General features: G+C 43.2%; 20 protein-coding genes. 4 read left to right on the top strand and 16 right to left on the bottom strand.

Features of this window, described 5'->3' with window-relative positions:
- Positions 1-162: 162 nt before the first annotated feature.
- From pruA to QUF49_RS19465, 5 genes are all read right to left on the bottom strand, one after another.
- Positions 163-1710, bottom strand: a complete 1548-nt coding sequence (gene pruA, locus QUF49_RS19445; protein ID WP_289497342.1) for an L-glutamate gamma-semialdehyde dehydrogenase — start codon at positions 1708-1710, stop codon at positions 163-165.
- A gap of 569 nt (positions 1711-2279) precedes the next feature.
- Complete coding sequence (locus QUF49_RS19450; RefSeq protein ID WP_289497343.1) at positions 2280-3491, bottom strand: CamS family sex pheromone protein; 1212 nt, start codon at positions 3489-3491, stop codon at positions 2280-2282.
- 42 nt (positions 3492-3533) lie between these two features.
- Positions 3534-5540 carry an NAD-dependent DNA ligase LigA gene (ligA, locus tag QUF49_RS19455; RefSeq protein WP_289497345.1) on the bottom strand — a complete coding sequence of 669 codons (2007 nt, stop codon included), beginning with the start codon at positions 5538-5540 and terminating at the stop codon, positions 3534-3536.
- A gap of 21 nt (positions 5541-5561) precedes the next feature.
- On the bottom strand, positions 5562-7802 hold the full coding sequence (gene pcrA, locus QUF49_RS19460) for a DNA helicase PcrA (RefSeq protein ID WP_289497714.1): 2241 nt from the start codon (positions 7800-7802) through the stop codon (positions 5562-5564).
- A 70-nt stretch (positions 7803-7872) separates the two neighbouring features.
- The gene (locus tag QUF49_RS19465; protein ID WP_289497346.1) at positions 7873-8565 is read right to left on the bottom strand and encodes a heptaprenylglyceryl phosphate synthase; all 693 of its coding nucleotides are present in this window, start codon (positions 8563-8565) and stop codon (positions 7873-7875) included.
- A gap of 161 nt (positions 8566-8726) precedes the next feature.
- Here QUF49_RS19465 and QUF49_RS19470 point away from each other — a divergent pair, with 161 nt between their 5' ends.
- Entirely contained in the window at positions 8727-9260 is a 534-nt protein-coding gene (locus tag QUF49_RS19470; RefSeq protein ID WP_289497715.1) for a GNAT family N-acetyltransferase, read from the top strand.
- A gap of 1 nt (position 9261) precedes the next feature.
- Here the strand turns inward: QUF49_RS19470 and QUF49_RS19475 are convergent, their stop codons facing one another.
- The 6 genes from QUF49_RS19475 to QUF49_RS19500 all read right to left on the bottom strand — a co-directional run bounded on the left by QUF49_RS19475 (position 9262) and on the right by QUF49_RS19500 (position 13958).
- Positions 9262-9792, bottom strand: coding sequence for an NAD(P)H-dependent oxidoreductase (locus tag QUF49_RS19475; protein ID WP_289497347.1), 531 nt, complete (start codon positions 9790-9792; stop codon positions 9262-9264).
- A gap of 18 nt (positions 9793-9810) precedes the next feature.
- On the bottom strand, positions 9811-9960 hold the full coding sequence (locus tag QUF49_RS19480) for a hypothetical protein (protein WP_289497348.1): 150 nt from the start codon (positions 9958-9960) through the stop codon (positions 9811-9813).
- 131 nt (positions 9961-10091) lie between these two features.
- On the bottom strand, positions 10092-10553 hold the full coding sequence (locus QUF49_RS19485; protein ID WP_289497349.1) for a MarR family winged helix-turn-helix transcriptional regulator: 462 nt from the start codon (positions 10551-10553) through the stop codon (positions 10092-10094).
- Positions 10554-10807: 254 nt separating this feature from the next.
- A complete protein-coding gene (locus QUF49_RS19490) occupies positions 10808-11113 on the bottom strand; it encodes a YerC/YecD family TrpR-related protein (protein WP_066242834.1) in 306 nt (101 codons plus the stop codon).
- Positions 11114-11131: 18 nt separating this feature from the next.
- On the bottom strand, positions 11132-12160 hold the full coding sequence (locus QUF49_RS19495; protein WP_289497350.1) for a DUF3048 domain-containing protein: 1029 nt from the start codon (positions 12158-12160) through the stop codon (positions 11132-11134).
- A gap of 49 nt (positions 12161-12209) precedes the next feature.
- The gene (locus QUF49_RS19500) at positions 12210-13958 is read right to left on the bottom strand and encodes an adenine deaminase C-terminal domain-containing protein (protein WP_289497351.1); all 1749 of its coding nucleotides are present in this window, start codon (positions 13956-13958) and stop codon (positions 12210-12212) included.
- Between the two features lie 89 nt (positions 13959-14047).
- Between QUF49_RS19500 and QUF49_RS19505 the strand changes: the two genes are divergently transcribed.
- The 3 genes from QUF49_RS19505 to QUF49_RS20830 all read left to right on the top strand — a co-directional run bounded on the left by QUF49_RS19505 (position 14048) and on the right by QUF49_RS20830 (position 15769).
- Complete coding sequence (locus QUF49_RS19505; protein WP_066242825.1) at positions 14048-14308, top strand: YgaP family membrane protein; 261 nt, start codon at positions 14048-14050, stop codon at positions 14306-14308.
- Between the two features lie 17 nt (positions 14309-14325).
- Positions 14326-15597, top strand: a complete 1272-nt coding sequence (locus QUF49_RS19510; protein ID WP_289497352.1) for an MFS transporter — start codon at positions 14326-14328, stop codon at positions 15595-15597.
- 67 nt (positions 15598-15664) lie between these two features.
- On the top strand, positions 15665-15769 hold the full coding sequence (locus QUF49_RS20830; protein ID WP_353958323.1) for an EYxxD motif small membrane protein: 105 nt from the start codon (positions 15665-15667) through the stop codon (positions 15767-15769).
- Here QUF49_RS20830 and purD read toward each other — a convergent pair.
- From purD to purM, 5 genes are all read right to left on the bottom strand, one after another.
- Positions 15747-17015 (bottom strand): phosphoribosylamine--glycine ligase, encoded by a 1269-nt coding sequence (gene purD, locus QUF49_RS19515; RefSeq protein ID WP_289497354.1) that lies wholly within the window; start codon positions 17013-17015, stop codon positions 15747-15749. The two genes, QUF49_RS20830 and purD, sit on opposite strands and share 23 nt — an antisense overlap.
- Positions 17016-17032: 17 nt before the next feature.
- Positions 17033-17167, bottom strand: a complete 135-nt coding sequence (locus QUF49_RS19520) for a hypothetical protein (RefSeq protein WP_289497355.1) — start codon at positions 17165-17167, stop codon at positions 17033-17035.
- 234 nt (positions 17168-17401) lie between these two features.
- The gene (gene purH, locus QUF49_RS19525; protein WP_289497356.1) at positions 17402-18940 is read right to left on the bottom strand and encodes a bifunctional phosphoribosylaminoimidazolecarboxamide formyltransferase/IMP cyclohydrolase; all 1539 of its coding nucleotides are present in this window, start codon (positions 18938-18940) and stop codon (positions 17402-17404) included.
- Positions 18937-19527, bottom strand: coding sequence for a phosphoribosylglycinamide formyltransferase (gene purN, locus QUF49_RS19530; protein ID WP_289497357.1), 591 nt, complete (start codon positions 19525-19527; stop codon positions 18937-18939). Before purN ends, purH begins: the two co-directional genes overlap by 4 nt.
- On the bottom strand, positions 19524-20564 hold the full coding sequence (purM, locus tag QUF49_RS19535; protein ID WP_289497358.1) for a phosphoribosylformylglycinamidine cyclo-ligase: 1041 nt from the start codon (positions 20562-20564) through the stop codon (positions 19524-19526). The genes purN and purM overlap by 4 nt, the downstream gene beginning before the upstream one ends.

A 20564-nucleotide genomic window follows, 5' to 3' on the forward strand; every position in this document is an offset into this window, starting at 1 on the left:
TTCCATATCGTTATACGATTAACTTCTCCTGAAGCGGCATGTATAATCCATTTTTGTTTGCAGATTGTGTAAAGACTTATGAATTTTTTTGAAGACTTATAAAGGAAATTCCCCACAGAAAAAAAACCCTTTCTCAGGCGAGAAAGGGTTACAATTTCGAAATTATAGTGTTTCAGAAGTTGTTTTTGCTTGCATGTGAAGTGTTAGGTAGTCTGGTCCGCCTGCTTTTGAGTCAGTTCCAGACATGTTGAATCCGCCGAACGGCTGGTATCCAACGATTGCACCTGTACATCCCCGGTTGATGTAGAAGTTACCTACATGGAACTCTTCGCGCGCGCGCTCGATGTGCTCACGGTTGTTAGAAAGAAGTGCACCTGTAAGACCGTAATCTGTGTTGTTTGCGATTTCCATCATGTGATCGAAGTCACGAGCTTTACATACAGCTACAACTGGTCCAAAGATTTCTTCTTGCATCAAGCGAGCTTTTTCATCTACATCAGCAAAGATTGTTGGCTGGATGAAGTAACCTTTAGAGTCGTCGCCTTCTCCACCAGTCATCAGACGGCCTTCTTCTTTACCAATTTCAATGTACTTCATGATTTTGTTGAAAGAAGCTTGGTCGATTACAGGCCCCATATAAGTTCCAACTTCTTCAGGGTTGCCCATTGTTAAAGTCTTAGTAAGAGCTACAGCTTTTTCTAAAACTTCATCATACACGTCTTGGTGGATAACAGCACGAGATCCAGCAGAACATTTTTGTCCAGAGAATCCGAATGCAGAGTAAACGATTGAGCTAGCTGCTAATTCAAGATCAGCGTCACGGTCAACAACAACAGTATCTTTTCCGCCCATTTCAGCAATTACACGCTTTAACCAAATTTGGCCAGGGTGTACTTTTGCTGCGCGCTCATAGATGCGGCAGCCAACTTCACGAGAACCTGTGAAGGATACGAAACGTGTTTTCGGGTGGTCTACTAGGTAGTCACCGATTTCTGCTCCACTTCCAGGAACAAAGTTAAGTACGCCTGCAGGAAGTCCTGCTTCTTCCATCACTTGAACGAACATCGCTGCAATAACTGGAGTTGAGTTCGCTGGCTTCAACAATACCGTGTTACCAGAAACGAACGCAGCTGCTGCAGTACCTGCCATGATCGCAAACGGGAAGTTAAATGGAGAGATAACGATACCTACTCCAAGTGGAATATAGTTAAATTTATTGATTTCGCCTTCGCGGCTTACTACTGGTTGTCCAGCTTTAAGTTTGATCGCTTGGCGTGCATAGTATTCTAAAAAGTCGATAGCTTCAGCTGTGTCAGCATCTGCTTCTTTCCATGGCTTACCTGCTTCTTTTGTAAGCATAGCGGAGAATTCATATTTACGGCGGCGGATGATCGCTGCTGCACGGAACAAGATGTTCGCGCGGTGCTCAGGATCCCACTTTTTCCAAGATTCGAAAGCTGTTAATGCAGCTTGCATCGCTTGCTCAGCATGATCTTGAGTCGCTTTAGAAACAGATCCAATCACTTCTTCTTTGTTAGCTGGATTTATAGAAACAATCTTCTCGTCTGTCGTGATTTTTTCACTGCCGATAACAAGCGGAAACTCTGTACCAAGCTTTGAGTTAATAAGTTTCAAGCCTGCTTCGTAAGCTTCCTTGTTTGCAGGAACTGAAAAGTCCATAAATGGTTCATGACGGTATTCACGTGTCATAATAAATTCCCCTCCTATTAAAGCGTTTTCATTATTGGGTTTCCCACGTTCATTCTACATGAACATTACGTTTTGTTCAAACAAACAGAAAATAGTCAGAATTCTTTATTTTCAAGGGATGAAGCCCCTTTATGCATCTTTTTTCTTTATGATGAATGATTAGTATGTTTTTGTATGGTTTGAGGTGAAATTTGGGATGAATGTCCGAATAATTATGAATTTTGTTATTTAAGAAGCATATTTTTCCAAGGTTAATTTTACAACATTGAAAATGGTTAATTTCCGCTCCAGAATACTCGATTTATTTAGGAAAAGTGCGGCTAGTGTACATACCACTCAGGGTATTCAAGGCATTAATTCAAGAAATTCGAGTCATAATTCCTGAAATTTTTGGTTTAATCCCGCGAGTTTCAGCTTTATTTCCGCGAGTTTTGCTCATATATCCGCGAGATGACATAATTCGACTAACTACACCTCTCTCAATACCCCTCCCCTCCACTAACAAACAACAATTGTATAAAACATCAAAGAAACCCGCTAACCTTAAAGTCAGCGGGTTTTGAAAATCTCTATTTACGGTAAATATGCACAAACGGTTCTTCTTGCGTTGTTTCGTCTTTTACGATAAGCGCTTCTGGCTGATCAACGGCTGAGCCAATATACACTTCTACTGGCACATTCGGCAGTTCTCCCAGCGCGGAAGTCGCAACAAACTGAGTAAAGGAGATGATTTCTGCTTTACCGCGGAACTGAACGGGTATTTCAATCGTGATACGCTCTAAGTTTCCGTCCTTATAAAACCCTTTTCCGATTACACCGATAAAGTTCGGGAAATATTCTTGAACCTTTGATTTAAAAGTCGTGAACTTCTCGTAGTCGCTGCGTTTCTTTTTAGATGCTGTATCTGATGGGAACAATAGGTAGTCTTCATCCACGTCTTCCCAAGAGCTGATCGAATTGCTTCCTTTTTTTACAACACCTGACGCAAAAAAGTTTCCTGGAGTTACAGAGTCGCGCTCTTCTTCTTGATAAAGAGCAAAAACGATCGGTACATCCTTTAGTTTTGGATCCGTACGCAAACGGCTCGCCACTTGTCCGGCAATTTTCTGAGCCTCTTGTTTTACCCTGGCACGGTCAAGCTTAACTTCACCTGGATAGATTAGGCTATCTTTGTTCACATTGTAATAATACGTTGAGTTAAAAGACAATCCGATTACAACACCGCCAAGTTTTACTTTGCCGTCACCGCTTTGAACAAGGTAGTTATGCTCAAGTACATAGGAAAGGTACTTAGGGTTGTTCTTGTTTGCTTCAAGTATCTTATCAACATATCCACTATCACTTTGGGCTACTTTTGCACCTAATTTAGGGTTCAGACCAGTTTGGTCAAACTCACTCTTGCTTTTTCCTGGTTCTTCATCAGCTCTTCTTAGCCAGTTTGTTACCGTTGGCTCATTGAGAAACTGTCCTTCTTGGAAAAAATATTTGTCCGTGTTGAACGTGTCTTGTGCGATACGCATTAAGCCCATTTCAAACTCGTTAATATCTAGACGGTTATCAACACCAAAACGGATTACACCACGGGCTCCACCTGGTTCGAACGGAAAAATGCTTCGATAGTACTTTTCACCAGTGTTAATCTCCCCTGTAATAATCGCTTTTTCTTCCTTTTTCCCCTTTTCTTGCACGACCTTTTCTTCTTTTTCCAGCTCATCATTCCCCAAACAGCCGGTCAAAACAAGTACAGTGCTTAAGAAAAGGAGTCCAACCCGTTTCATCATTACGGACACTCCTCTAATATTGTTGGTTAGCTCTCGCCAATCTTATTTGTTAAGCTCGTCCACCAATTTTTGCTCATTCCATATTTCAATGCCAAGCGTCTTCGCTTTATCAAGCTTAGAGCCTGCATCTTCACCCGCGATCAGCATATCTGTATTCTTACTTACGCTTCCGGTCACCTTCGCTCCTAAACGCTCAAGTTGTTCCTTCGCATCATTACGCGTTAAGATTGAAAGCTTACCCGTTAACACAACGGTTTTTCCAGCAAACGGCGTATCTAGATCCTCAACCTTTACAAGCTTCGGCCCTTTATACTCCATGTTCATGCCGAGATTTTTCAATTCTTCCATCAGTTCTTTTACTTCAGGCTTTGAAAAGTAAAGCTGAATCGAGTCAGCCATCTTTTCACCGATCTCTTCTACAGCTAAAAGTTCTTCTTTAGAAGAACTCATCAAGCCATCCATCGTTTCAAAACGCTGCGCGACCGTCTTTGCGGCTTTTGCCCCGACATGACGGATTCCTAGACCGAAAAGAAGACGCTCTAAAGAGTTTTCCTTTGATTTTTCAATCGCAGCAAGCAGATTGTCTGCTGACTTCACACCCATACGTTCTAATTCTAACAGTTTCTCGCGCTCTAGCTTGAATAAATCTGCAAAGTTCTCAATTAATTTTTCCTTGAAAAGCTGTGCGACTACCTTTTCGCCAAGTCCGTCAATGTTCATCGCATTGCGGGAAACGAAGTGGATAAACCCTTCACGGATCTGTGCGGGACACTGCGGATTTAAGCATCGCAATGCTACTTCACCGTCTAATCGCTCAAGTTTGCTTTCGCATTCTGGACACTCTGTCGGCATATTAAAATCGGTTTCATCACCCGTGCGGCGTTCAGTAATCACATTTACGACTTCCGGAATGATGTCACCTGCTTTTTTCACAACTACATAATCACCAATCTTGATATCTTTTTCCCGAATCAAGTCTTCATTATGTAAGGAAGCACGCTTTACAGTCGTACCCGCTACTAAAACGGGCTGCAGCAATGCCGTCGGTGTCACTACACCTGTTCGGCCGACATTCAACTCGATTCCTTCAAGCTTTGTTACCACTTCTTCAGCAGGAAACTTATATGCGATCGCCCAGCGCGGGTTCTTCGCTGTAAACCCTAGCTCTTCTTGCTGATACAATGAATTTACCTTAATCACAATTCCATCGATCTCATATGGAAGATCTGGGCGTTTCTCTTGCCAGCTGTTCACATACTCAATGACTTCTTCTATATTCCCGCACTTTTTCCACTCAGGATTTGTTTTAAAACCTAAGTGACTTAAGTACGTTAAGCTTTCGTCATGCGAATCGACCGTATGGCCATCAAGCTTTCCAACACCATAAAGGAAAAGATCAAGGTTACGGCTTGCAGCAATTTTCGGATCAAGCTGACGCAATGAACCCGCTGCTGCATTTCTTGGGTTCGCAAAAAGCTCTTGTCCTTCTTCTTCTCTGTGGGCATTCAGCTTTTGAAAAGATTTTTTCGGCATGAACGCTTCACCGCGCACTTCGAGCATAACAGGTTCTTTCAGCTTAAACGGGATAGAGCGAATCGTTTTTAAATTATTCGTAATGTCCTCACCGATTGTGCCGTCACCGCGCGTAGCGCCTCGAATGAAACGGCCATCTTCATAAGTAAGGGACACGGCCAATCCATCAATCTTCAATTCAGCCACATACGAAACATTAGAACCAACACCATCTCGTACACGACGGTCAAAATCACGCAGATCTTGATCATTAAAGGCATTGCCGAGACTCAGCATCGGTACAGTGTGCTCGACTTTTTCAAAAAAGTCCAAAACAGCACCGCCTACACGTGATGTAGGCGAATGCTCGTCATGGAGTTCTGGATGATTGTTTTCAAGTTCAATCAGCTCTTTCATCAGCTGATCATATTCAGCATCAGGTACAGAAGGTTTATCGAGTACGTGATATTCGTAATTATATTTTTCTAGCATGTCCCGGAGTTCCAGGATGCGTTTTTTCGCATGTTCTTCGTTCAACCCGTTCCACTCCTTCTTTCGTTACGCTTTTTCGATCGGGGCAAATTTAGCAAGCAGTCTTTTTACACCAACTGGTTGAGGAAATGCGATATCAAGTTCCAGTGAATCACCTTCACCACGCATGCTCACAACCGTTCCTGTTTCCCATTTACGGTGTTTGACTTTGTCGCCTACTCTCCACTCCAGTTTTTCCCCGCCAGAAGATTGATAGACAGGTGTAACCATTTTCTTTTTCGGTGCCATGAATGTTGGCGTTGCTCCTCCACCTGAACGAGCACCACCGCCCCAAGGAACAGAAGGTTTTTCTTTTACTTCCGTTTCAATCAGATCAGCAGGGATCTCAGCGATAAAACGCGATTCCGGATTCGTCGTTGTGCGGCCATAAAGAGTACGCATTCTAGCATTTGTTAAGAAAAGCTCTTCTTCTGCACGCGTGATTCCAACGTATGCCAGACGGCGCTCTTCTTCCATCTCGTTTTCTTCAAAAAGAGCACGGCTATGCGGGAACACGCCTTCTTCAAGCCCCATTAAGAAAACAACCGGGAACTCCAAACCTTTTGCAGAGTGAAGCGTCATAAGCACAACCGATTCCTTCGGCTTATCATCTGCTGCATCTTCATCAAGCTTATCGATATCCGCAACAAGTGCTAAGTCTGTTAAGAAAGCGATCAGCGATTTGTCTTCCTGCTTCTTTTCAAAGTCTTGCGTTACGGAAATAAATTCATCGATATTCTCTAAACGGCTTTGTGCTTCAATCGTTTTCTCCGCTTTAAGTGCGTCGCGATAACCTGTCTTCGTTAACACTTCTTCCGTGAGTTCTGTCACAGAAAGATATTCCTGCTGGCGCGTCCAGTTCGTTACAAACTCAGAAAACTCTCTTAAAGAGTTCGTTGCACGGGCACTTAGACCGATCTGCTCAACTTCTTGGAGAGCTTGATACATGGATAGGTCATTGTTCGCTGCATATTGCACCACTTTATCCATGGATGAAGCACCGATTCCGCGTTTTGGTACATTCACGATACGCTGAAGTGAAATGTCATCGTCAGGATTCGAAATAAGACGCAGGTATGCAAGGATGTCTTTGATCTCTTTTCTGTCATAGAACTTTGTGCCGCCGACGATGTTGTAAGGAATGTTCGACTTGATCAAAACTTCCTCGATAACACGGGACTGGGCATTCGTTCGATACAGGATCGCGATGTCATTATAAGAACGTTTGCCAGAAGTTACAGCTTCACGAATCTTGCCTGTTACATAGTAGCTCTCGCCTTGCTCATCGTCACCTTGGTAATACGTGATGCTAGCGCCATCCGTATTGTCTGTCCAAAGATTCTTCGGCTTACGATTCATGTTGTTTTCGATTACTTTGTTTGCAGCTTGAAGAATCTTTTTCGTAGAACGATAGTTTTGCTCTAATAAAATGACTTCAGCATCATTGTAGTCTTTTTCAAAGGATAGAATGTTCGCGATATCCGCACCGCGCCAGCCGTAGATCGACTGATCGGAGTCACCTACAACACAAAGGTTGCGGAATCGGTCTGCAAGCATCTTAACGAGCATATATTGCGCGCGGTTCGTATCTTGATACTCATCCACGTGAATATATTGAAACTTGCGCTGGTAAAACTCGAGCACTTCAGGAACCTTCGCAAAAAGGTGGATCGTCGTCATGATTAGGTCGTCAAAATCCAAGGCTTGATTTTTTCTTAGACGCTTTTCATAGCCTTCATAAACTTCACTCACAACACCTTCAAAATGGCCGTTCGCCACCTTTGCAAAATCCGCTGACGTTTTCAGTTCATTTTTTAAGGATGAAATGGCACTTAAGATTCCGCGAGGCTCGTACTTTTTCGGATCATAATTCAAATCTTTCAATACCGCTTTTACAACAGACAATTGATCTGTCGCATCTAAAATCGTAAAGTTACGATTAATTCCGATTCGATCGATGTCGCGGCGTAAAATACGAACACACATAGAGTGGAACGTAGAAATCCAGATTTCTTCTGCTACTGGTCCAGTGATCTTAGCGACCCTTTCCTTCATCTCTCTTGCTGCTTTATTCGTAAATGTGATCGCCAAGATGTTCCACGGTGCCACTTCTTTTTCCATCATTAAATAAGCGATACGATGAGTTAACACTCTCGTCTTGCCGCTTCCCGCACCAGCCATCAGCAACAATGGCCCGTCTGTATGTTTTACCGCTGCTTTTTGCTCAGGATTCAGTCCTGTTAATAGCTTTTCAATCATTTGATGCATACTCATTTTCACTTCACCGCCCGAACATATATTCTTATTTTATTTATTTTCACTCATTTTTGAGATTTTATCAACTTTTACCCTTAACGGCTTTAACCGTTTCAATAGCTGCGTTTAGATCGTCATAGATGATATTCCCGACTACTACCGTGTCAGCGAATTCTGCCATTTCACCCGCTTGTTCAGCTGATGTGATTCCGCCTCCATAATATAAAACAGCATCTTCAAGCACGTTCTTCACTTTTTTTACGATATTAACATCACCATACGTACCGCTGTATTCCAAATAAAAGATCGGAAGCTTGAACATTTTCTCGGCCATGCGGGCATATGCTACAACATCATCTTCCGAGAGACTTGTGTCAGCACTCGATCGCTCAGCTGCCGTACAATCCGGGTTTAAGATGCAATAACCTTCTGTAATAATCTCGTCCCAGTTCATGATGTCACCGAACTCTTTTAAAGCTTCTGTGTGAAGACCTGTTATAAAGTTAGCATCCTTCGCATTTAATACGGTAGGTATATAGTAAAAATCGAATCCTGGTGTTAGTGATTCAATGTTGGATACTTCAAGCACACAAGGAACCGCATATCTGCGGATGCGCGACATAAGGTCCAATGTATTATCAAGCGTAACCCCAAGAGATCCGCCAACGATAACAGCATCCGTTCCGCTCTCACAAATCAATTCAAGGTCGCTTTCGCTGATCTCTTTATCTGGGTCAAGCTTAAACACATGCTTCCATTTACGATAATCAAACATTGTGTTCTTCCTTTCCTATTTAAAACAACCCGTGCCTGCTATTTACAACAGGCCGATTCTGTACTTCTGCATTATATCAAAAATAAAGTTCTCACTCTATGATTCATCATGTGGAAAGATTGTGAAGTTCATACTCGTTTTTAGGAGGAATGCCTGTGCTTATGTGGCATATTGACGATGAAATCATGCTAAAGCAAGCAGACGTTAAAGAATCAGATGCCATTTACAGATTGCTCGAGCATTCACGGCGGCACCTAGGCCCGTGGATCAGCTGGGTGGATTATACACAGTCAAACGGTGAAATGAAACAGTTTATTAAAACAGTAAATAAAAAGATGAAAGAACAGACCGATATCGTTCTGTTTATTTGGTATCGCGGACAAGTTGCAGGTTCTGTCGCTTTGTATGATTTAAAATGGCACAACCAGTCCGGCATGCTCGGTTATTGGGTTGGTACAGGATTTGAGGGCCGCGGAATCGCTCATCGCGCGGTAAGAGGAATGCTTATGTATGCGTATTATACGTTAATGCTGAACCGTGTTGAGCTTCGCGCCGCGGTTCAAAATGAAAAAAGCATCAAGCTCGCCCGCCGGCTCGGCTTTCAGGCAGAAGGCATTGTCCGGCAGGCTGAATGGATCCGCGGAAATTGCCGCGACCAAGTCCAGATGAGCTTGATGAAAAATGAATTTAACTAAATTATATTTCAGGATTTAAAACGTAAGAGACGTATTCTGCTGCGCTTTGTTCAACCGATTCCTCTGATGCACGAATCGCACTATGGAATACGAATGGCGCAATGTAACGAGTTCCGATTAAATTAGAAGTCGCTTGGAACGGTCTCAGCAGTTCACTAATCGAATAGTGGTTGTAGCCTCCTGCTTGATAAGAAACTTGCGGACCTCCTGTTGAAATCGCAATCACTAACTCTTTTCCATGAAGTGAATCTCCACCAGGTCCATATGCCCATCCATATAAAAGCACAGCATCTTGCCATTCTTTTAACAGTGACGGCGAGCTGTACCAATAGAACGGAAATTGGAGTACGATGCGATCGTGCTCCAGCAGCATGCGCTGTTCATCTTCAACGTTTACTTTTCCATCCGGGTATAGATCGTAAAGCTTGCGTACCGTTACATGGTCTTGCTTTTCAATTTCTTCAGCCCATCTTTTGTTTACGGTAGATGTTTGTAGATTGGGATGCGCGATGATGACTAATGTTTTTTTCATTTATAGCTCTCCTTTGTATTAGGCTGTTTTCGTATACATTGATGCTTGTGAAAGTAGTTGATCTCCGCTCCAGGCTGCTCGCTTTCCGCGGGGCAGGCGGTGAGCCACATTCGTACGTTTCACTCTTAAGTGTCTCACCTGCCCACCTGTCCCGCAGGAGTCTCGCACCTTCCACTCCAATCAACTTGTCAGTGAAGAAAGTGAACAAAAAATTAAAAGCAACAATCTGTTTGAAAAGAGCACTATTTTTTATTTTCATTTGGTTGTACAAACAACTATTATTGTAAAAGAGAGCTCATTTAAGAATCGAGCTGCCCTGCTGCAAGATGCGTAGCTTTTGTTAGTGCTTTTCCTTCTTCTTCTCCTAAAATATCAGAGTAGTTTCGGAATAAGTCCTTCCACGCTTTTTCGAGTTCGGTTTGAATCTCGATGCCAGCTTGTGTTGGATGGATGTGCGACATCTTCCCTTGCACTTTGCGTTCTGCAAGTCCTTTAGCGACAAGCTTATCAACAAATCGCGTAATCGTACTTGGTGTCATATGAAGTTCTTCCGCCAATTCTGATTGTGAAATCCCAGGCTTGTTGTTCACAAGCATCATGAGAAAACCATGCGTTGGAGAAATGCCAGTCGGCCTGAACGATTCCTCTGCCATTTTTGTAATAACGCGAGAAAGCTTGTTCACGGTAAAATACAGACAGTTTTCTAGATACTTTTCGGGCATTTGAAGCACCTCTTTTACATTTTTATGTTGTTTGTACATACAAATATAATAAGTGTATTACATTTTGTCAATAAAAAGATGTTTTGGCTCGGCAATTGAACATAATACTAGAAATTCTGGCATTATTCCGGCGAGTTTCGCCTATAATACGGCGAGTTTTTGAGTTAATCCGGCGAATTTCGGCCATATATCGGCGAGTCTACAAAATCCATCATAATACGACCGCATACACAACAATTAACTCCACTCTCCCGCCTCCAAGCACTAACAAAAAAACCCACCAAATTGGCAGGTTATTTCGCTTCTTCCTCTTCATGAACGCGGTCAAGCACCATCGCATAAGCGTCGTTTCCGAAATTCAAACAGCGTTTTACGCGTGAAATCGTCGCAGTACTCGCACCCGTTTCACTCTCGATCTTGTGATATGTCTTTCCTTCACGCAGCATGCGCGCTACTTCAAGTCTTTGCGCCAGAGATTGAATCTCGTTCATCGTACAAAGATCATCAAAGAAACGATAGCATTCTTCCATATCTTTTAGCGATAGAACTGATTCAAACAGCTGATCTAGCGCTTTTCCTCGCAGTTTATCAATTTGCATGTAACATGCACTCCTTTTTTAATGCATCTTAACCGAATCTGCCATGCCACTCGGTACAATGTTAATCCATGTTTTACCCGGAACAAACGCCCCGCCGTCCGGAACGATTCTTCCGTTATCGTTTTTCCACGAAATGTTTTGTGCGACACCGTTCTGTATTAGAATAGCATCTCCGCCTGACGTTAAGTTGATCTCACGTCTGCCGGCATCATCGATTACACGGTGGGCCGCTTCAACAATGAATACATTTTTTACAGTGACTGGCGTTTCGGTTTCGCGGTCTATAGTCGGTTCATTGTTGCTGCTTCTCGCGTACGTCTTCTTTTTATCAGAGTACGTAAAACCTACCGTATCTCCACCTTTATACGAAATCGTAACTTCATCCGCTGGTGTTCCCTCTATATCTGAAGCACCCTTACTCGTAAGAAACGGAAGCATGTCTAGATCATCCGAGTCTTCAGCTCCGATTTTCTTCATCCCTTTTTCAATATTTTCATAGGTGATGTAAGAGTTGTGAGGTGCTTTTCTAAAATCAGCTCGTTTAAAAAGACTGCCGTCATAGTCCATTCCGTTCAAATGATCGACTCTGCCGCTATAGAGAATCTCTTTCGCTTCTGGACTGAAGCCATGTGCTACGAATAACGAGTTGTAGCCTTCTGAGAGTTCAATATAATAGTCTCTTGCGCTCCGAACTGGGCCTACCACGTCCGGCATTTCACTTTGGAAAATCGCTAGAAAACGAGTAAGTTCCCCCTCAGCTAATACTTCGTACACAATGTCTGCTTTATGAAGTCCTGATTGAGGTCTTGCTTTCGAGTGGTTGTTTACCATAACAGCAACCGCCCGGTGGTCGACCTCATCATTCGTTCCTAAGCCAGTCAGCGGAAATACAGAAGCGTAGGTCTCTTCTTTTTTATCTTTCTTTGAATCAGATGCTTCAGCTTTATCTACTTTACCGTCTTCTAATACTTTATCTCTTGCGTCTTTACATGCAGACAGCGTTAATACTGTGATGATCGCCATCAAGATGATGTACCACTTTTTCATTGGGCTCACTACCTTTGTATCGTATTATTTTGCCCAATCCTTTTCTATATTAACGCATAATCGAAGGAAAGAGTAACCCTTTCTTTTTTACATCGTAAATGCCTCTTTGCGTAATGCGGATGTATGGCAAGTGTGTGGAAGAAAAGAACAGAAGAGAATAGATTGGATCTTCGTACTGATACCCGCGCTCTCTTAGGGCATTCGTCAGCCTTTTTTCTTCTTGTACTAGTTCTTCTATACCAAGATTCGACATTCCTCCCGCTAACGGAAGTTTTATTTCAGCAACGATCTCGCCTTTTTCAGCAAGCACGATGCCACCGCCGACCTCTTTCAATCGCTCGAACGCCACTGCCATATCTTTTTTGCTCTTACCGATTATGAGCAGATCTCCGGTGTTGGAATAGGAGCTCGCAAAGCCATACAGATTCTTGGCAAAACCTTTCACGATGGTGTTCGTTCTCCACTTGCCATCTTTATCAATCAGCATTAAGAAGCACTCATCCGATTCTTCGTTAATTTCTTCAGAAAAAGGATTGATCGATACATTATATGGCCGAGTAATGACACTATTGTACATTTCTATTCCAACGAGACCAGAAAACTGAAAGTCTTCGTCGTGAAGATCCCAATTGATCTCTCTTTTTCGTATACCGTGCCCTTCCCAATCAAACGCAAAGTCTTTGTCTTCACTAACATCCTCACCATCACGCTTCATCCATTTTCCTTTAGCCAAAACAGAAACAGGTAGAGGATTCGAAATATCATCTAAAATGTTCAAATGCGCCACACGTCCAGGAGCCACCATTCCAAAAAGGTGATCCAGGCCATAATATCTCGCCACATTATAGGAAACCATCATATACGCATCAACTGGATCGATTCCAGCTTCAAGCGCGATCTCAAGCATTTTATCAGTCACACCTTCTTCATAAAACGCTGGTGTTGAACCGTCCGTTGTAAAAAAGATTCGCTCATAGTTCGTGATGCCTTCTTCTTTCATCTGGCGTAAAAGCTTAGGCAGATCTGGACGGATCGATGAATAACGAAGAGATACTTGGAGCCCAGCGTTCAATCGGTCCATCACTTCCGTACCAGTCATTGCCTCATGATCACAATCTACCCCGAGCAATGTCATCGCCGTTAACGTTTTTTCTGATGCACCTGGCAGATGGCCTTCGATCTTCTTACCCGCTTTCTTCGTCTTCAGCATCCAGTGAAGCAATGTATCATCACCTTGCAGTACGCGCGGCCAGCTTGTTAATTCTCCGCCTTGAAGAACATACGGGCTTTCAAGCAGCTGTCTAACCGATTTTTCAGAGAAATAATTCTCTTCTTCTAAAAGCTCGGTTTGCGCGTCATATCGGCACCACCAAAAGAAATTAGACGGCAGATCGTTCACGTCTTCCATAAAAGAAAGCGCTTTCGAAATACTCATTTCAAAAAGCAGCATAAAGTTATCGGCTAAAAATACAGACGTCCCGCGTTGCAATGCATATCGGGAGAGCGACTGGGGATTATAAAGTTGAAACGGATGACAATGCGGTTCAATATATCCAGGCACAACAAACTTACCTTCGAGATCCGTAAATTCCGTTCCGGAGTCTTTTGCAGGCAGCTTGTCGCCCACATAGATAATACGGTCTTGAAGTATCCAAATATTTGCCTTTACCCATTTTTTTAAGGCTGTGTTTAAATAAACAGCGTTTTTTAAGACAAGTGACGGTGCCGATTCACCTTGGATGACAGCCACTTGTTTGCGCATTTGCGCTTTTGTCCAAAACGCGATGTGTTGGTTCATGTTGGATCACCTGTCTTCTCTGAAAATTTCGTTTTTTCAAGAATACCATATTCATCAAGCAAATTGGTGAAATCGAAGGGAGTATCTTTATGAGACAAAATATTGGTTTAGTTAACAGCATGATTCGGATTATTGCCGGCTTAACACTGCTATCGGTTTATACGGCAAAACTTACACGCAAGCCATACAAAGAATCGTATATTTTAATGATACTAATGGCGGCAATGAAAGTGGCAGAAGGAATCGTTCGCTACTGCCCAATGACGGATCTGCTTCACAAAAGCAAAGAAATGAACGACATGGATCTAGGTAATATCGCAAAGGAAGGTTCACCTTTTAATCCTTCTTAATCCGAAGGGGGAACATCATGCCGACTCATTCTATTTTAAAAGGCAACAAACCGCTTTTTAGTTTATTGGTCGTTGTCTTTATTACTCATCTAGGTTCTTATCTTGTTCTGCCTGTATTGCCCATCCTTTTAAAGGTGGAAACAGGTTTAACGGCAGCACAGATTGGGTTTACGCTAGCTGTCATTTCCGTTTTTATGCAGGTCGGAAGTGTGGTCGGCGGCGTATTTGCTGACCGGACAGGCAGGCGTTTTATTATTGCATTAGGTGCTCTTATACGAGCTGGAGGGCTAATTGGTTTCGCTTATTTTTCAACCTATTCTCTCATTCTGTTAACAGCAGCAGTTAGCGGATTAGGTCTAGGGCTAAACGCACCTTCAACGAAAGCATTTATTTCTTCACTCGTGAAAGATGACATGAGGTCTACTGCGTTTTCACTTCGTGGTATTTTCGCAAATATCGGTATGGCAATTGCGGGGTTAATGGTGTTTGCCTTGTTTACAAATAATTCGAGGCTAATTTTTATTACGGCTGCTGTCATTTATTTAGGCGCGAGCATGATCAGCTGGTTCTTCTTGCCGCCAGGGTGCGGGGATGAGAATTGCGGTGAGGTGAAATGGAGTGAGTACAGGCAAGCGTTAAAAAACATTCCCTTTCTCATGTTTGTTATCGCTACGATCTTTGTTTGGGCACTTTACGTTCAGTTCGCTTTAGTGCTTCCGCTTCGTGCTGAAAATGTGTTGGCCAACGGAAAAGATATCAGCATTATTTGGACCATTAATAGCATCACGGTTATCTTAGTGCAGACACTTATCACCAAAAATATCATCCGCAACATCCACCCCTTAACTGCTGTAGGTTTAGGAACGATCTGCATCGGTTTATCACTTGGAAGCTTGTACTTTGCGAATACGCTGTTTTTCTTCGTGTTTGCCGGGCTTATCTTTATTACAGGTGAGATGTTGATCATGCCGACATTGGATACTTCTATATCTCAGCTTGCAGCGGCAAAGTTTCTTGGAATGTTCTTTGGATTAGCAAGTGTTTTTACTGGTATAGGTGAAGCGATCGGAAACTCTTTAGGAGGCAGATTGTTTGAATTTGCTGATGGCGGTCAAAGTGCAGTACCTTATGTAACTTATGCTGCAGCTGGTATTGGAATCTTCGTTGGCATGCAGCTGCTGCGTCGCTGGAAACCATTGTCCATCATCCAACCGCCTAAACTGACACAGACAGCAGCACCCAACACAGATTCAGCAACATCACATCCTAATCCAATAGAAGAAGGCTGACGAACGAGCGGAGAATGAAGTCCGCTGTCAGTCAGCCAAAAACTTTAAAAAGGAGGTCAACAGAACCATGAGCTCAGAATACTTAATGGACACCGCATTTCTATATATCCTGCTCATCGGCGGAATTATCGCCATCTCGTATGTTTTTATTAAGAAGAAACGTGTGAAATAGCTTTAAACCCGATATCTTTACGGTAAAATGATCCTTCGCACGTAATCTTCCTCATTTCAGCGTACACCTTTTCTTGTGCTTCACTTAGCGATTTTCCTTTAGAAGCAACTAATAGCACTCTGCCGCCATCTGTTTTAAGAGAATTATCCGCAGATTTCGTACCTGCATGAAACACACTCGTTTCGTTCTTTATATTTTGAAGTCCTTCGATCACTTGAGGTTCAGAGGATGAAACAGGATATCCATCAGAAGCTAGAACAACGCCAAGTACGGATTCTTCAGACCATTGAAGCTCCGGCTTTTTACTGTCTAACAGAGATAATAACAGCTCTGATAGATCGTTTTCCAGCCGAGGCAGGATAACCTGTGTTTCAGGATCACCAAAACGCGCGTTAAACTCGATCACCTTTGGACCTTCTGATGTTAAAATCAAGCCTGCATATAGAATTCCAGTAAAAGGTGTTCCTTCTTGTTTCATGGCTAAAACCGTTGGCTGTACAATTTCTTGAATCGCTTTTTGAACAGCGGATGCTGGAATTTGCGGCACAGGAGAATATGCCCCCATTCCCCCTGTGTTTGGACCTTTATCACCGTCATAGGCACGTTTATGATCTTGCGCAATTTCCATCGGAAGTACGATCTCATCATGTACGAATGACATTAATGAAAACTCTTCACCTTCAAGAAATTCTTCAACGACGACTTTTTCACTCGCCGCCCCAAAACGCTTGTCTACCATCAATTCGTAAAGTCCTTCTTCAGCTTCTTCTAGTGTTGCAGCTACAATAACGCCTTTGCCCGCAGCAAGTCCATCCGCTTTTAATACGATCGGCGCCCCATTCTCTCGTACATAAGAAAGTGCCTTATCGTAATCCGTAAACGTTTCAGAAGATGCCGTTGGAATACCGTACTTTTTCATAAGGTTTTTTGCAAACGATTTTGAGCCTTCAATCTGTGCAGCTTCTCTTGAAGGACCGAAAATCACAAGTCCTTCTTCTTTAAAACGATTTACGATCCCGTCTAGAAGAGGTACTTCAGGACCTACAAACGTCAGAGCAATCTCTTCAGATTTTGCAAAAGACACAAGCTCATCAATGTTGTTTTCTTTTATGGAAACACACGTTGCTTGTTCCGCCATACCTGGGTTTCCTGGTGCAGCAAACACTTGTGTAACACTCGGGCTATTCGCAAACTTCCACACGAGTGCATGTTCACGTCCACCTTTCCCAATTACAAGAACGTTCATGGATGCTACCTCCTTTATTAGCTTCGAAGTTTTTGAAAGCTGTTGATCTCCGTTTCAGGTACTCGCTTTCCGCGGGGCAGGCGGTGAGCCACATTCGTACGTTTCACGTATAAGTGTCTCACCCGCCCGCCTGTCCCGCAGGAGTCTCGCACCTTGCACTCCTATCAACCCATCTTAGAAGAAAAGGAAAGACCCTTTTCTATAAGATTGTTGCTTTTAAGACGTTTTCTTTTCTTCTTCTAGCAAGTTGATTGTAGCGTAAGGTTGCCTGCCACATGAGAAGCTTCTCGCAAGGCATGCGACGAGGAAGTCACTTCGTTAGCATAAATTTGTAGACGCAGGAGCGGAAATCAACTACTTTCAGCTAAACAACCTTCTGAAAAGGATTAATGCTTAAAGTGCCTTACTCCTGTGAATACCATCGTAATTCCGTGTTCGTCTGCTTTTTTGATAGAATCCTCATCCTTGATGGATCCGCCTGGCTGGATGATTGCTGTTACGCCAGCGCGTGCCGCTGCTTCTACCGTGTCATCCATCGGGAAGAAAGCATCTGATCCTAATGCTGAGCCTTGTGCACGATCGCCTGCTTGTTCAATGGCAATCTTAGCTGCGCCAACACGGTTCATCTGACCTGCACCAACGCCTACCGTCATTTCATCTTTAGCTAAAACGATCGCGTTTGATTTAACATGCTTTACAACTTTCCACGCAAGCTTCAAATCTTTCCACTCTTGCTCAGTCGGCTGACGTTTTGTAGGAATCGTGACGTTCGCATCATCTAATCCGAATACATCTTCATCTTGAACGAGCATTCCGCCAGAAACGGTTGTGATTTTTTTCACGATACCATTTCTCTCTGTAAAATCTAATTTTAATAAACGGATGTTCTTCTTTTTCGTTAGAATCTGTAACGCCTCATCTGTAAACGAAGGAGCAATAATGATTTCTAGAAAGATCTCACTTAACTTCTGAGCTGTTTCAGCGTCCACTTCAGTGTTAGCTGCAATGATTCCTCCGAAGATTGAAACAGGGTCCGCTTCAAAAGCTCTTGTATATGCTTCAAGAATGGTCGCACCTGTTCCCACTCCACATGGATTCATATGCTTAACGGCAACAACTGCAGGATCAGTGAACTCTTTTACAATAGAAAGCGCTGCATCTGCGTCGTTGATGTTGTTATATGAAAGCTCTTTACCGTGAAGCTGTTCAGCATCTGTTAAAGAAAGCGTTGAACTCAAAGGTGTTGCATAAAAAGCTGCTTTCTGATGAGGATTCTCGCCATAACGAAGATCCTGTTTCTTTTCATAAGTTACTGTAAACGATTCTGGATGCTCTTCTTCTACAGCAGTTGTTAAATATTCAGCAATTAGCGCATCATATGCTGCTGTGTGACGGAACGTCTTCGCTGCAAGTCTGCGGCGCGTTTCTTCACTTACCGCCCCTGCACTCTCAAGTTCACCCGCAACTGTACCATAATCTTTCGGGTCTACAACCACCGTTACGTATGCATGGTTCTTCGCTGCAGAACGAAGCATACTCGGTCCGCCGATATCGATGTTTTCAATCGCATCAGAAAAAGTTGTCCCCTCTTTCGCGATCGTTTCTTTAAATGGATATAAGCTCACGACAACAAGATCAATCGGCGAAATCTCGTTTTCTTGCATCGCTTTTTTATGTGTATCATTGTCACGGACAGCAAGAAGGCCGCCGTGAATTTTAGGATGAAGTGTTTTTACACGTCCGTCCATGATCTCAGGAAAACCAGTCACTTCAGAAATCCCGATTACAGGGATACCCGCGTCTTGTAGCGCTTTTTTCGTTCCGCCTGTAGAGATGATCTCTACGCCGTGACTGGCTAGTTTTTCTGCAAAGGGAAGTAATCCTTCTTTGTTTGATACTGAAATGAGTGCTCGTTTGATGCTCATCGTACGATGCCTCCTACGGTGTCTTTTTGTAATAGTTTGTTGATGATGGCTGGGTACAATTGGTGTTCTGCTTTCTGTATACGCTCCTGCAGCGTAATCTCTGTATCGCCAGGCAATACGGGGATTCTTACTTGTTCAATGATCGGTCCAGTGTCCATCCCACTGTCTACATAATGAACGGTTACACCTGTTTCTGCAACATTCGCTTCCAGCGCCTGTCCGACAGCATTTTTACCAGGAAAAGCAGGCAAATAGGATGGGTGGATATTGACGATCCTGCCTTCGTAAGCGCCTAATAGAACCTCGCCGATCAGTCGCATATAACCTGCCAAAATGATGAATTCCACTCCGTACGCTTGCAGCTCACTTACGATTTCTTTTTCAAAGTCAGCTTTTGTTGCAAAGGTTTTTGGCATGAACGTAAAAATAGGAATACCTTGCTTTCGTGCACGGTCCACCACTTTTGCTCCTGGCTTATCGCACACTAAAAGCTGAATGTCCGCCTGAAGCTCTCCTGCAACAACCGCATCTATGATCGCTTGAAAGTTACTTCCGCTTCCAGAAGCAAATACAGCTATTTTTCTCATTCGATACTTCCTCCGCCAAAGATCACACCTTCACCTTGTTTAACGCGCCCGATGATGTAAGGTTTTTCACCTGTTTCTTCTAAAAGACGGATGATTGGAAGCATATTTTCTTCTGAAACCGAGAGCACCATACCAATTCCCATGTTAAACGTCGTAAACATCTCTTTACGTGTCAAGTTCCCTTTTTCCTCGATCAGATCAAAGATTGCAGGAACCGGCCATGAGCCATAGTCCACTTCTGCAGCAAGACCTTCAGGCAGCATACGCGGAATGTTTTCAATAAAACCACCGCCTGTAATATGGGCAACACCGTTTACTTCAAACTGGTTAAATACTTCGAGCAATGATTTAACATAAATTCGCGTCGGTGTTAAAAGCTCTTCACCAAGCGTTTTAGAAAAGCCTTCAATCTGCTCGTTCAAATCAAGACCAGCTTTTTCTAATAAAACTTTACGAACGAGCGAAAAACCATTGGAATGAAGCCCGTTTGAAGCAAGCCCTATCAATACATCGTTCTCACTGATTGAAGATCCGTTTATAAGCTTTGATTTCTCTGCAATTCCAACAGTAAACCCAGCAAGATCATACTCTTCACTGTTATACATGCCAGGCATTTCCGCTGTTTCACCACCGATGAGTGCGCATCCTGCCTGCTCGCAGCCATCTGCAATTCCTTTTACAATCTGCTCAATTTTCTCAGGGTGAAGTGTGCCGCAAGCAATATAGTCCAGGAAATACAGCGGTTCAGCGCCTTGCGCTACAATGTCGTTCACACACATGGCAACAGCATCAACACCAATCGTGTCATGCTTATCAGCAGCAAATGCGAGCATCAATTTTGTCCCTACACCATCTGTTCCTGAAACGAGCACAGGCTCTTTATGCGAGAAGCCTGATAGATCGAACATTGCACCAAATCCGCCTAGTCCTGCCAGCACTTCTGGGCGCTTTGTTCTGAGCGCATGCTTTTTGATGCGATTCACCGCTTCATAACCTGCTTCGATGTTCACTCCTGCTTGCTTATATGCTTCTGCCAT

Source organism: Fictibacillus sp. b24 (assembly GCF_030348825.1).
Lineage (GTDB): Bacteria > Bacillota > Bacilli > Bacillales > Fictibacillaceae > Fictibacillus.

Coding starts and splice junctions, on each gene's coding strand:
- QUF49_RS19500 (WP_289497351.1), bottom strand. CDS start 13,958: ATGAACCAACACATCGCGTTTTGGACAAAAGCGCAAATGCGCAAACAA.
- QUF49_RS19495 (WP_289497350.1), bottom strand. CDS start 12,160: ATGAAAAAGTGGTACATCATCTTGATGGCGATCATCACAGTATTAACG.
- pruA (WP_289497342.1), bottom strand. CDS start 1,710: ATGACACGTGAATACCGTCATGAACCATTTATGGACTTTTCAGTTCCT.
- QUF49_RS19485 (WP_289497349.1), bottom strand. CDS start 10,553: ATGTACAAACAACATAAAAATGTAAAAGAGGTGCTTCAAATGCCCGAA.
- QUF49_RS19490 (WP_066242834.1), bottom strand. CDS start 11,113: ATGCAAATTGATAAACTGCGAGGAAAAGCGCTAGATCAGCTGTTTGAA.
- purH (WP_289497356.1), bottom strand. CDS start 18,940: ATGAGCATCAAACGAGCACTCATTTCAGTATCAAACAAAGAAGGATTA.
- pcrA (WP_289497714.1), bottom strand. CDS start 7,802: ATGCATCAAATGATTGAAAAGCTATTAACAGGACTGAATCCTGAGCAA.
- QUF49_RS19450 (WP_289497343.1), bottom strand. CDS start 3,491: ATGATGAAACGGGTTGGACTCCTTTTCTTAAGCACTGTACTTGTTTTG.
- QUF49_RS19505 (WP_066242825.1), top strand. CDS start 14,048: ATGAGACAAAATATTGGTTTAGTTAACAGCATGATTCGGATTATTGCC.
- QUF49_RS19475 (WP_289497347.1), bottom strand. CDS start 9,792: ATGAAAAAAACATTAGTCATCATCGCGCATCCCAATCTACAAACATCT.
- QUF49_RS19510 (WP_289497352.1), top strand. CDS start 14,326: ATGCCGACTCATTCTATTTTAAAAGGCAACAAACCGCTTTTTAGTTTA.
- purM (WP_289497358.1), bottom strand. CDS start 20,564: ATGGCAGAAGCATATAAGCAAGCAGGAGTGAACATCGAAGCAGGTTAT.
- QUF49_RS20830 (WP_353958323.1), top strand. CDS start 15,665: ATGAGCTCAGAATACTTAATGGACACCGCATTTCTATATATCCTGCTC.
- QUF49_RS19465 (WP_289497346.1), bottom strand. CDS start 8,565: ATGTTTGATTATCGTAAATGGAAGCATGTGTTTAAGCTTGACCCAGAT.
- QUF49_RS19470 (WP_289497715.1), top strand. CDS start 8,727: ATGTGGCATATTGACGATGAAATCATGCTAAAGCAAGCAGACGTTAAA.
- purN (WP_289497357.1), bottom strand. CDS start 19,527: ATGAGAAAAATAGCTGTATTTGCTTCTGGAAGCGGAAGTAACTTTCAA.
- purD (WP_289497354.1), bottom strand. CDS start 17,015: ATGAACGTTCTTGTAATTGGGAAAGGTGGACGTGAACATGCACTCGTG.